Source organism: Gilvimarinus sp. F26214L (assembly GCF_054401055.1).
This window is the reverse complement of record NZ_JBTIYG010000005.1, coordinates 171,404-183,758: the sequence shown is the minus strand read 5'-3', so window position 1 is coordinate 183,758 and position 12,355 is coordinate 171,404. Positions and strand designations below refer to the sequence as shown.

Genomic DNA, 12,355 nt, shown 5'->3' with positions numbered 1-12,355 from the left:
GGTGAAGGCAAGAGATTTTGAAGCGGGCGATGCCGGCGCGCGGCATCGCTCCATCAGCTTACTCCGGTTTGGTCAGCTTCAGAAGAAAGCGGTCGGTCTTGCCGCGCATCTCCGGCGCAAACACCATGGCGGTGTGGTCGTCGTCCGGGTTAGCGAGCAGGTCGCTTGCCGTCACTTCGAATCCGGCCTTCTCAGCGGCGTCAATGGCTTGCTCCTTGGTCATGCGGTGCAGGCTGGCGTTGTCCGCGCCGGGCTTGCCGTCGTGGTCGATCAACCCGAAAGAGGCGCCGGGCTTCAGGGCCTTTTTGATATTCTTCAGCATGTCCACGGCCGCTTCCGGGTCGCGGTTGTAGATGTCGTGGAAGTTGAGTGCGCTGATTGCGACGTCCACTTCGTTTTCGAGTCCCAGATCATCAAAGTCCTTGTTCACACGGGTAACGTTCTGCAGGCGTCCGCCCTCCAGGCGTTCGTCGAGAGCCTTGTCGTAAGCGCCGTCGCGAAACTGCAGGAACGCGGGAGTGTTGTGCGCGTAAACAGTGCCGTCTTCGCCAACCGCGAAAGAAAGCACCTCGGTGTACCATCCGCCGGACGCCATGACATCCAGCGCCGTCATGCCGGGTTCCACACCGAGAAAGGCGAGGACTTCTGCGGGCTTGCGTCCCGCGTCTCTCTCCTTGTCCTCGGCTTTGCGCTGCGAACTGTCGATGGCGGCGCGAATGCTGTCGGCGCTGGCAGCCTGAGTCGTGGCAGCTACGGGAAGCAGAAAGGCGCTGAGAAATATCGTTGCGAGAAGTTTGTTCATTGTTGTCGTCCTCTTTTTTGTAGGCTCGTTTGAGTTATGACCTGAATGCGCACCCTGCGGGAAAGTGTGTGATCGCATCATACAGGCTTCCGTTTCGAACGGGCGGCCAAAAGGAAATACTTGGGGTTTTTCGTTGCGGCCAAGTGTTATAAGGCTTTCCGGGCAGCCAGGTCAACATACACAATTGTCTGACGTCGCGCGTAAACAAAGGTGCCATAGCGGCAGATAAAGCTTCAACAAGGCTGTGTCGGTGGCTACGCACATGCGTTGCCACCGGGCGCGCGACCCGTCGGTGTTAGGTTTTGTTTAGGACCTTGACATTAAATAACCCGGGGTTTAGAACAACCAGACTTCGGGCCAGGCAGGCTTCTTCCTCAGCGAAAAAACGGGATTCCCTCATGTCTACAATTAATACGACTATCAACGGCAAGTCAGAAAAAATCCAAGACGTGGACCCGTCCACTCCCTTGTTGTGGGTGCTTCGTGATCACCTGGGTTTGGTGGGCACCAAGTACGGTTGCGGCATCGCCCAGTGCGGCGCCTGTACAGTTCATCTGGACGGCAGCCCTGTACGCTCCTGTTCGACGCCTGTTTCCGCGGCTGAAGGCCGTACCATTACCACGATCGAAGGCCTGGCCACCAATGCCGCGGAATTGACCCCCGTGCAGCAGGCCTGGGTTGATCTCGACGTGCCCCAGTGCGGCTACTGCCAGGCTGGCCAGATCATGTCCGCCACCGCCCTGCTGGAAGCCAAGCCCAATCCCACGGATGAAGATATCGATGCCGCCATGTCCGGCAATTTCTGCCGTTGTGGCACTTATCCGCGCATCCGAGCCGCCGTTCACGCCGCTGCCAAGGCGCAGCGAGGAGAGAAAGCATGAGCCAGCCACTCATCAATAACAGCAAATACTCCGACCCCATCATCGAACAGATTCTCGCCCAGGCGGACGCCCAGTGGGCCGAAAGCCTTACCGTGAATCGCCGCTCCTTTCTGAAACTGGTGGGGATCGCCGGCGGCGGCCTGACCCTCGCCATGAGTTTCGGACCCGCAGCACTCGCGGACGGAGAGGACGCCGGAATCGCCCACCTCAATGCCTATGTGCGCGTTTCTCCGGAAGGTGAAATCTACATTTATGCCACCAACCCGGAAATCGGTCAGGGTGTGAAAACCTCCATGCCCATGGTCGTCGCTGAAGAGCTGGATGCGTCCTGGGACGATGTGGTGGTGGAGCAATCACCCATCGCCCAGCAGTACGGCCGTCAGTTTGCGGGTGGCTCCCTGTCCATTCCCATGAACTGGGAGGCCCTGCGTCGGGCCGGAGCGACGGCCCGGGCCATGCTGGTTCAGGCAGCGGCCCAGCAGTGGAAGGTGCCGGCGGAGAGCCTGCGCACCGAAAACAGCCGGGTTATCAGTCCCGAGGGGGAATCCCTGAGCTATGCCGAGTTGGCCAATGCCGCCGCCCGGCTTGAAGTACCCGACCCCAAAGCGCTCAAGCTGAAGGATCGAAGTGAGTACAAACTCCTCGGCAAGCGCGTTACCGGCGTGGACAACGTCGACCTGGTGACCGGCCAGCCCCTGTTCGGCATCGATACCCGGTTGCCGGGCATGGTGTACGCCACCTATACCAAGTGCCCCGCCTTCGGCGGCAAGGCGGTGAGCGCCAATCTGGAAGAGGTCAAATCCCTCCCGGGCGTGAAGGACGCCTTCATTCTGGAGGGCAACGGCAATCAGACCGAGCTGGCCTCCGGTGTCGCCATCATCGCCAACTCCACCTGGGCCGCTTTCCAGGCTCAGAAGAAGCTGAAAGTGGAGTGGGACAGGAGCACGGCCTCCACCGACAGTTGGACCGAGATCGTGAAAACCGCCGCCGAGCTGGCCCGGAAGGACGGTGAGGATGAGGTGGAAAACAAGGGCGATGTGGAAGGCGCCTTCCAGAATGCCGCTCAAACCGTCGAGTCTTACTACACCTATCCGTTTGCCTCCCATGCGCCACTGGAGCCCCAGAACTGCACCGCCCACTTCAAGGACGGAATGCTCGAGATGTGGGTGCCCAGCCAGACCCCTCAGGGCGCGGTGGGCAGCGTGGCCAAGGTAACCGGCCTTCCCGCCAACAAGGTCAAGATCAATCAGACCCGGATTGGCGGCGGCTTTGGTCGCCGACTGCTGAACGACTACGCCTGTGAGGCGGCTGCCATCGCCCAGAAAGTGGACGCGCCGGTTAAGGTGCAGTGGAGTCGCGAGATGGACATGCAGCACGACTTCTACCGTCCCGCCGGCTTCCACGCACTGAAAGGATCCGTAGACCAGAACGGCAAGCTGACCGGCTGGAAAAACCATTTCATCACCTTCAGCAACAACGGTCGTCCGGTAAGCGGGGGCTCACTTTCCAAGGAAGAGTTTCCGGCCCTGAACCTGGAGAACTACAAGCTGACCCAGACTGTGCTGCCACTGGGCACCCCGTGCTACGCCTGGCGGGCACCCGGTGCCAATTCCTTCGCCTGGGTCATGCAGAGCTTTATCCATGAGCTGGCTGTGGCCGCCGGTCGGGACCACCGGGAGTTCCTCCTGGAGGTCATGGGCGAACCGCGCTGGTTTGCTGAAGGCAACACCCGGTCGCTCAATACCGGGCGCGCCATCGAGGTCATCAAGCTGGCCACCGAGAAGGCGGGTTGGGGCCGGGAGCTTCCCGCCGGTCGCGGACTCGGGCTGGCGTTCCACTTCAGCCACGCCGGTCACATTGCCGAGGTGGCCGAAGTCAGCGTGGACGCCAACAAGAAGGTGACGGTTCACAAGGTGACCATCGCCGGTGACGTGGGGCCCATCGTGAACATGAGCGGCGCCGAGAACCAGGCCGAAGGTTCCGTGGTGGATGGATTGAGCACCATGGCCGACCTGCAGATCACCATGGAGGACGGCATGGTTCAGCAGAGCAATTATCACGACTACCGGCCGCTGCGAATCAAGAACGCGCCCGAGGTGGAGGTCCACTTCATCCAGAGCGACTTTTCCCCCACTGGCCTCGGCGAGCCCTGCCTGCCACCGCTCATCCCCGCCGTGTGCAACGCCATCTACGCGGCAACCGGGCACCGGGTGAAAACCCTGCCCCTGAGCAAAGAAGGCTTCACCGTCTGACCACTGCGGTGGTTTCGGTTACACAGCGCCCGGGTCGGCAACGGCCCGGGCGCTGTGTTTTCAGGCCCCGTGGATTTGCCCCGATTCAGTGACAGGGGCCGCGTACCGGTCGATTGCAGGCTGGAGGCCGGCGGCTGGAGCCTATAAACTTGCCCGCCACCAATCACCTGCATGGAATACCGATGTCCGACGCCGAAGCTGCCGCTCCCGAGGATTCGCCGCGATTGCTGAGGTCCAGCGCGGTGGTGGGGTCCATGACCATGCTCTCGCGGGTCATGGGGCTGATCCGTGACATCGTGTTTGCCCGTTTCATCGGGGCGGGTCCCGATGCGGACGCCTTCTTCATCGCATTCAAGATTCCCAACTTCCTCCGGCGTCTGTTTGCCGAAGGTGCCTTCTCCCAGGCCTTCGTACCCGTGTTGTCCGAATACCGGGAGCGCGGCTCGCGGGCCGCGGTGCAGGAGTTGGTGGACCGGGTAGCGGGCTGCCTGGGCTCGGTGCTGCTTACGGTCACCCTCATTGCCGTGGTGGGCTCGCCGGCAGTGGCGGGGCTCTTCGCCATGGGTTTCCTGGACGACGACTACAAGTTTGGCCTGACCAGCGACTTCGTCCGCATCACCTTCCCCTATCTGTTTCTGATCTCCATGACCGGGTTCGCAGGCGCCATTCTCAACAGCTACGGGCGTTTCGCCATTCCCGCGTTTACTCCGGTGCTGCTGAACGTGGCCCTCATCACGGCAGCCATCGTCGTCTCGCCGCTGTTCGATCCGCCCGCCCTCGGCCTGGCCTGGGGCGTTCTGGCGGCCGGTGTGGTGCAGCTTCTGTTTCAATTTCCCTTCCTGTATCGGCTCAAGCTCATGCCGTCGCCCAAGGTGGACTGGAACCACGAAGGGGTGCGCAAAATTCTCGCTCTGATGTTGCCGGCAATCTTCGGAGTGTCCGTCAGTCAGATCAACCTGCTTCTGGACACAGTCATCGCCTCCTTCCTGCCTACCGGGAGCATCACCTGGCTGTATTTTTCCGACCGGCTATCGGAGCTTCCGCTGGGAGTGTTCGGCATCGCCATTGCCACAGTCATCCTGCCCACCCTGTCCCGCCAGCATCAGGCCCAGGACCCCAGGCGGTTTGCGGCCACCCTGGACTGGTCGGTGCGGATGATCTTCGTGATCGGGGTGCCGGCGGCGGCGGCTTTGATGGTGCTGGCTGAACCTATTTTGTTTACCCTGTTTCAATACGGCAAAACCGGCACCCGGGACGTGCTGATGGCCGGTTACAGCCTCCGCGCCTACAGCCTCGGTTTGCTGGCCTTCATGCTGATCAAGGTGCTGGCTCCCGGCTTTTTTGCCCAGCAGGACACTAAAACTCCAGTCAAAATCGGCGTTATCGCCATGATCGCCAACATGGTCCTGAATATCGCCTTCGTACTCCCACTGATAAAGCTGGAGTTGGGCCACATGGGGCTGGCTCTGGCCACGTCGGTGTCCGCCTACCTGAATGCGGGCCTTCTGTTCTGGGGGCTGCGCCGCAGCGGCACCTATCGTTTTCAGCCCGAATGGCTGCGCTTTGCCCTGGGGCTGATTCTGGGGACTGCGGCCATGGTTGCAGTTCTGGTGCTTGCGCTTGGGTACTGGGAGGACTGGTCCCGCTGGGGGGCGCTGGAGCGCGCTTTGCGCCTGCTGGCCGTGTGTGCCGCCGGGGCCGGGGTCTATGCCGCGGGCCTGTTGCTGGCGGGCCTGCGCCTGCGGCACTTCCGTACTCCGGCCTGAGGGTGTGGGAACCGCGTGACGTTTCCGGCACCCCGTCACCTGCGGTATACTCCCGGCCTTTGATCCAAAATTCCCAGGATTGCCACGGAACCCCCGACTGCAGTGCCCCATGTGAGCGACCCCAGCCAATGTGAAACCCGGAAAGATCTGATCCGCGGCAGGGCCAATCTGCAGCCGGAGCATCGCGGCAATGTGGTCACCATCGGTGCCTTCGACGGAGTGCATCTGGGGCACCAGGCGATCATCGGGCAGGTTCGAAACAAGGCCAGGGCGTTGAATTTGCCTTCGACCGCCATCATCTTCGAGCCACTGCCTCGCGAATACTTCCAGCAGGGCGTCGCTCGTATTCAGCCGTTTCGGGACAAGGTAGAGACTCTGTTCGCAGAGGGTATCGACCGGGTTCTGTGCCTCCACTTCAACCGGCAGCTGGCTGCGATCACACCACGAGATTTCATTCACAGTGTGCTTGTAGAGGGCCTCGGGACTCGCCACCTGGTGGTAGGCGACGACTTTCGCTTCGGCAATAAACGAGCGGGTGGCGCTGCGCTCTTGCGTGCGGAAGCGCAGGTGCATGGTTTCGGTGTCGAGAGCGCGGCGACTGTCGAGCTGGACGGGGAGCGAGTCAGCAGCTCACGTATCCGGGCTTCTCTGGCCGCAGGCCGTTTTGCAGAGGCCGGGCGCTTGCTGGGACGACCGTTTTCGATTTCCGGTCGGGTGAAAACCGGGAAGCAGTTGGGTCGACAGCTTGGGGTGCGAACCGCCAACGTCTGCATGCGTCGGGACCACTCCCCCCTGTCCGGAGTCTTTGCGGTGACTGTCAGCGGCGCGGGTCTGGACTCGCATCCGGGCGTGGCCAACATCGGCGTGCGCCCGACTGTGAATGCCGTGAAAAAGCCCCTGCTTGAGGTCCATTTGCTGGAATTTTCCGGCGATCTGTACGGACAGCGAATTCGGGTGGAACCCAAACTCAAACTTCGCGAAGAAGAGCGGTTCAAAGATCTGCAGGCGCTTCGTGAGCAAATGGAAAAGGACATCCGGAACGCGCGCGATTATTTTTCCCTTTGAGTCTCAGGCTCAAACGACATCTTTCTCATACACCAAGCTCGATTAGGCGATTATGGCTGATTACAAGTCCACACTGAATTTGCCCAAGACAGCCTTCCCCATGAAGGCCAACCTGGCGCAGCGGGAACCCCAGACTTTGCAACGCTGGCAGAAACAGGGCATTTACCAGCAGATTCGCGACGCGCGCAAGGGCTGCGAGAAATTCATTTTGCACGACGGCCCACCCTACGCCAATGGCAGTATTCACCTGGGTCACGCAGTCAATAAAACTCTGAAAGACATCATCGTCAAAGCGAAAACGCTCAGCGGGTTCGATGCTCCCTACGTGCCCGGTTGGGATTGCCACGGCTTGCCGATCGAACATCAAGTGGAGAAAAAAATCGGCAAGGCCGGTGTGAAGGTGGACTACAGAACCTTCCGGCAGAAGTGCCGCGAGTACGCCAGCAAGCAGGTGGCGGGCCAGAAGAAGGACTTCATCCGCCTGGGGGTGTTCGGTGATTGGGAGAACCCCTACCTCACCATGGATTACGCCTTCGAGGCGGACATCGTGCGGGCGCTCGGCAAGATTGCCGAAAACGGCCATCTGCTGAAGGGCTTCAAACCCGTGTACTGGAGTGTGGTGGGTGGATCGGCCCTGGCTGAAGCGGAAGTGGAGTACCAGGAAAAAACATCCTTCTCCATCGACGTGCGCTTTCCGGTGGCCGACGAAGCGGATCTACAGCGGCGAATGTCCGACCTAAGCGGTGAAGGGCCCGTGTCCGTGGTGATCTGGACCACCACCCCCTGGACCTTGCCGTCCAACCAGGCGGTGAGCCTCAACAGTGAGCTGGACTATGTGGCTGTACAAGCCGGTTCCGAACGGCTGATCGTGGCGGAAGCGCTCCTGGAGTCGGTCATGGAGCGGGCCGGTATCGAGAAGTACAAAGTGGTCGGCCGTGCCAGGGGCGAGGCTCTTGAGCAACTTCAGCTCCGGCATCCGTTCTACGAGCGTGTGGTTCCGGTTCTGCTCGGTGAGCACGTCACCACGGAGGCCGGGACCGGCTGTGTGCACACCGCGCCCGATCACGGTCTCGACGACTTCCTGGTGGGACGCAAGTACGGCATCGGTACCCTCAACTACCTGGATGGAAACGGCCTGTTTCGCAGCGACGTGGAGCTGTTTGCAGGGCAGCACGTGTACAAGGTGGACGAGCCGGTAATCGAAGTTCTGCAGGAACGCGGTGCGCTCCTGCACCAGGGCAAGATTACGCACAGTTACCCTCACTGCTGGCGCACCAAGACGCCGCTGATCTTCCGAGCGACGCCGCAGTGGTTCATCAGCCTTACCCAGAACGATCTGCTCGGTGCTGTGAAGAATGCCATCAAGGAGGTGAAATGGCTTCCCGCCTGGGGGCAGGCGCGCATCGAGGGTATGGTGGACTCCAGCCCCGATTGGTGTATTTCCCGGCAGCGCACCTGGGGTGCGCCGATCGCCCTGTTTGTTCACCGGGAAACCCAGGCGCTCCACCCGGACACGCCGCGACTCATCGAAGAGGTGGCACAGCGAATCGAGAAGGACGGCATGGATGCGTGGTTCGAACTGGACGCGACCGAGCTGCTGGGGGCCGATGCGGGCCAGTATGAAAAGGTCACCGACACCCTGGACGTCTGGTTCGATTCCGGGGTGACCCACTACGCCGTGCTCTGCAAACGCGATGAACTGCGATACCCCGCAGACCTGTACCTGGAGGGCTCCGACCAGCACCGCGGCTGGTTCCAGTCTTCCCTGAAAACCGCCATGGCCATCCACGGCAAACCGCCCTACAAAGAGGTGATGACTTACGGTTTCACGGTAGACGAACAGGGCCGCAAAATGTCCAAGTCAGTGGGCAACGTGATTACTCCGGACGAGGTCATCAAGGATCTGGGCGCGGATGTACTCCGGCTGTGGGTGGCAGCCACTGATTGTTCCTCCGAAATGCATGTGTCCAAGGAGATCCTGAGCCGCGCCTCGGATTCCTACCGGCGTATTCGCAACACGGTCCGTTACTTTCTGTCCAGCCTGGATGATTTCGATCCTGCGGTGAATGCCGTACCGACCGACCAGATGCTGGCCCTGGACCGTTGGGCGGTGGACCGTGCAGCGACCCTGCAGGCAGAGATCGTCGAAGCCTATGACCAGTATCAGTTCCACCTGATCTATCAGAAGCTGCATAACTTCTGCGTGGTGGACATGAGCAGTTTCTACCTGGACATCGTTCGCGATCGCCAGTACACGACTCAGGCGGACAGCCGGGCGAGGCGGTCGGCACAAACGGCCATCTACCACATTACAGAAGCATTCGTACGCTGGATTGCACCGATTCTTTCCTTCACCGCGGACGAAATCTGGCAGCTGATGCCGGGCGACCGTTCGCAACCGGTTTTCGCAGCGCGCTGGCATGAACTTTTCCGTCTGCCCGAGTCCGAAACCATGGGGCCGGCCTATTGGCAGCGAGTGGTGCAGGCCAAGGAAGCAGTGAACAAGATCATCGAATCCATGCGCAAGGCTGGCGAAATTGGCAGCGCGCTGGAGTGCGAGGTGTCCATCTTCGCGGACGGACAGTGGCGGCAGGATCTGAGTGCGCTGGACGGTGAGCTGCACTTCGTGCTTCTTACTTCGGCGGCCGAAGTGCGGCCTCTTGACGATGCACCGGCAGACGCCCAGTCCCAGGATGTTGAAGGGTTGAAGGTGCTGGTCCGCAAAACTGCGAACGCCAAATGCCCCCGCTGCTGGCATTATCAGCCTGATATAGGCAGCCATCCGGAGCACCCGGAACTCTGCGGGCGCTGCGTGGAGAACGTGGACGGTTCAGGAGAAGTCCGGCGTTTTGTCTGAGCGGATGCCACCACATCGGAGAAAAAATGTGTCGATTCTGAAATCGAAGGCTTTGTGGGGTTGGTACGGAATTGCCGCGCTTATCCTGGTGCTGGACCAGATCACCAAGCTGTGGGCCGAGTCGGCACTGGCCGGCGGCGAGGTTGTTGTTCTCACCTCATGGTTTCGCCTGGAGCTGGCCTACAATACGGGCGCGGCCTTTAGCCTGCTGTACGACGCGGGCGGCTGGCAGCGCTGGTTGTTCAGCGGCCTTGCGATCGCGGTAAGCGTGGGTATCGTCATCTGGATTGCGCGCCTGGTGGCGAGCCGAACGGCTGGTCGTCACTGGGAGTTGCTTGCTCTTGCACTGATTCTCGGCGGCGCTCTGGGCAATGTTTACGACCGTATCCTGCTGGGTCACGTGGTCGACTTCGTGGTCTGGCACTATCAGCAGTACCATTGGCCCACCTTCAATATCGCCGATTCCGCCATCAGCGTCGGCGCGGCGCTATTGATTGTGGACATGCTCTTCGTACAATCCAGACAATCCCGAACTCAGGCGAAATCCAACTAACATTTGATGCTTATGTCAGAACTTCTAATTGGTCCCGGCACTCAGGTCACTCTGCATTTTGCGGTCAAGCTGGATGATGGCTCGGAGGTGGATTCCACATTCGACTCGAATCCGGCGACCTTTGTAGTCGGCGATGGAAACCTGCTGGAAGGGTTCGAAAAACTGCTTTTCGGGCTTACCGCGGGGGATCGCAACAGCTTTGAGGTGCTGCCGGAGCAGGGCTTCGGTGCGCACAATCCCAACAATATTCAGGAGATTCCCCGCTCCTCATTTGAGGACGGCATGGAATTGAGCGAGGGGCTCATGGTCTCCTTCGCAGACGCCAACAACAACGAACTGCCCGGCATCGTCCAGTCCTTTGACGAGCAGACGGTTACTGTGGATTTCAACCATCCGCTCGCGGGCCGCAACCTCATATTCGATGTGGAAGTGCTAGCGGTTGAACCCGCAGTAACCCACTGACCCGGTACTTCTATGACTATTCAGGTAAAGCTCGCCAACCCCCGCGGATTCTGCGCCGGCGTTGACCGTGCCATCGACATCGTCAACCGTGCGCTGGACATTCACGGTGCGCCGATATACGTGCGTCACGAGGTGGTTCACAATCGCACGGTGGTGGAGTCGCTGCGCAATCGCGGGGCAGTTTTCGTCGAGGAACTCCACGAGGTGCCGGCTGATTCCATCGTTATCTTCAGTGCGCATGGGGTGTCCCAGGCTGTGCGCAAGGAAGCGGACCAGCGTGGGCTGCAGGTTTTCGACGCCACCTGTCCGCTGGTGACCAAGGTCCACATGGAGGTGGTCCGGTACAGCCGCAGGGGACATGAGTGCGTGCTGATCGGCCACGCGGGCCACCCGGAAGTCGAGGGCACCATGGGCCAGTACGATCACAGTCATGGTGGCGACATCTATCTTGTAGAGAACGAAGAAGACGTGGAAACGCTGCAGGTACGGGACCCCGAACATCTGGCATACGTGTCCCAGACCACGCTGTCCGTTGACGACACCGCGCGTATCATTACTGCACTGCGCAAGAAGTTCCCGGCCATCCACGGGCCGCGAAAGGATGACATCTGCTACGCCACGCAGAACCGGCAGGACGCGGTGAAGCAACTGGCCCTGGAGAACGACCTCGTGCTGGTGGTCGGTTCACCCACCAGTTCCAACTCCAACCGATTGCGGGAGCTGGCTGAGCGCTGCGGCACCCAGGCCTATCTCATCGACGACGAGCGGGACATCGATCCGGTCTGGATGGCCGGAGTGGGCCGCATTGGCGTCACCGCCGGCGCCTCGGCCCCTGAAGTGCTGGTGCAAAGGGTCGTTTCCCGGCTGCGTAGCCTGGGGGCCCACCTCCCCGAGGAAATGCCCGGCGAAGTCGAAAGTATTCGCTTCTCTCTCCCGAAAGCCCTGCAGTAACCGGCAGACCGGGCGCGCCCGGTCCGCTCAGCAGCTCAGGTCGTCCCCGGCAGCATCATTCGCAATGCCGTTGCCATCACTGTCTGCCGCAAGGCGGATCCGTCCAACCCGGTTGACGATGATCTGGCGCGCGAGGGCGGGTGCTCGGTTGTCGGGACAGTAAGTCAGGTTGCCATTGTTGTCCGTGCTGCCGTTTGGCTTGTACTGGACATAGGGCTTGTTCTGAAATGTTCTCCACGCGAGATCTCCACCGAGAGCCGGACTGTGGTAGCGCAATACGCGGTCACCTCCATCCACGATTCCGGCTGAGCCCCCATCCACGAAAACCAGAATTCCTGTGGCCCAACCCCGGTCGCAGTGAATCTGATCACTGCTCCCGCAAACCGTCACGAGCCGCTCGGTGTTCACCGCCGCCTGGCGGGCCATGCTGAACAGACCGGTCAATTCGATCGCAATGGCCCGGCTGCGACTCTGTTTCATTGTGTCCGACAACGCCGGCAAGCCGATGAACAGCAGCAGGCTGGCAATGGTCAGTGTGGTCAGCAGTTCGAATAAAGTGAATCCTCGTTCCCTCATTGGTCCTCTCCCTGGTCCTCCGAACGGATTGCGCCGCGACAATACTGTTGACTCGCGCGGTGACTGCAGAGGCTATTCTAGGGAAGGCAATGGCGAGCGGATGCCAGTGATGTGCGAAACAGCGTGTAGGAAATCGGGACGGATCGACGTAGGAGGAAACGCAGAACCGGGGGGGTATGCGCAGAACCGC

Annotated in this window: 10 protein-coding genes; 8 read left to right on the top strand and 2 right to left on the bottom strand. The window is 60.6% G+C overall.

Annotation, left to right across the window (positions count from 1 at the left end):
* Window positions 1-58 precede the first annotated feature (58 nt).
* Window positions 59-802 (bottom strand): class I SAM-dependent methyltransferase, encoded by a 744-nt coding sequence (locus ACURWW_RS07590; protein ID WP_445616200.1) that lies wholly within the window; start codon window positions 800-802, stop codon window positions 59-61.
* Window positions 803-1,200: 398 nt separating this feature from the next.
* Here ACURWW_RS07590 and ACURWW_RS07585 point away from each other — a divergent pair, with 398 nt between their 5' ends.
* The 8 genes from ACURWW_RS07585 (at window position 1,201) to ispH (ending at window position 11,589) form a co-directional block, all read left to right on the top strand.
* Window positions 1,201-1,683: a (2Fe-2S)-binding protein gene (locus ACURWW_RS07585; RefSeq protein WP_445616199.1), complete on the top strand. Its 483-nt coding sequence runs from the start codon at window positions 1,201-1,203 to the stop codon at window positions 1,681-1,683.
* Entirely contained in the window at window positions 1,680-3,935 is a 2,256-nt protein-coding gene (locus ACURWW_RS07580; RefSeq protein ID WP_445616198.1) for a molybdopterin cofactor-binding domain-containing protein, read from the top strand. Before ACURWW_RS07585 ends, ACURWW_RS07580 begins: the two co-directional genes overlap by 4 nt.
* A 182-nt stretch (window positions 3,936-4,117) precedes the next feature.
* A complete protein-coding gene (gene murJ, locus ACURWW_RS07575; RefSeq protein WP_445616197.1) occupies window positions 4,118-5,701 on the top strand; it encodes a murein biosynthesis integral membrane protein MurJ in 1,584 nt (527 codons plus the stop codon).
* A 111-nt stretch (window positions 5,702-5,812) separates the two neighbouring features.
* Window positions 5,813-6,766 (top strand): bifunctional riboflavin kinase/FAD synthetase, encoded by a 954-nt coding sequence (gene ribF / locus ACURWW_RS07570; RefSeq protein WP_445616196.1) that lies wholly within the window; start codon window positions 5,813-5,815, stop codon window positions 6,764-6,766.
* A gap of 52 nt (window positions 6,767-6,818) precedes the next feature.
* The gene (gene ileS / locus ACURWW_RS07565; protein WP_445616195.1) at window positions 6,819-9,623 is read left to right on the top strand and encodes an isoleucine--tRNA ligase; all 2,805 of its coding nucleotides are present in this window, start codon (window positions 6,819-6,821) and stop codon (window positions 9,621-9,623) included.
* Between the two features lie 4 nt (window positions 9,624-9,627).
* A complete protein-coding gene (lspA, locus tag ACURWW_RS07560; protein ID WP_445616194.1) occupies window positions 9,628-10,176 on the top strand; it encodes a signal peptidase II in 549 nt (182 codons plus the stop codon).
* A 12-nt stretch (window positions 10,177-10,188) separates the two neighbouring features.
* The gene (gene fkpB, locus ACURWW_RS07555) at window positions 10,189-10,638 is read left to right on the top strand and encodes an FKBP-type peptidyl-prolyl cis-trans isomerase (protein ID WP_445616193.1); all 450 of its coding nucleotides are present in this window, start codon (window positions 10,189-10,191) and stop codon (window positions 10,636-10,638) included.
* Window positions 10,639-10,656: 18 nt separating this feature from the next.
* Window positions 10,657-11,589: a 4-hydroxy-3-methylbut-2-enyl diphosphate reductase gene (gene ispH, locus ACURWW_RS07550; protein ID WP_445616303.1), complete on the top strand. Its 933-nt coding sequence runs from the start codon at window positions 10,657-10,659 to the stop codon at window positions 11,587-11,589.
* A gap of 27 nt (window positions 11,590-11,616) precedes the next feature.
* On the opposite strand, the gene ACURWW_RS07545 is transcribed toward ispH, so the two are convergent.
* Complete coding sequence (locus ACURWW_RS07545) at window positions 11,617-12,165, bottom strand: GspH/FimT family protein (RefSeq protein WP_445616192.1); 549 nt, start codon at window positions 12,163-12,165, stop codon at window positions 11,617-11,619.
* Window positions 12,166-12,355: the final 190 nt, after the last annotated feature.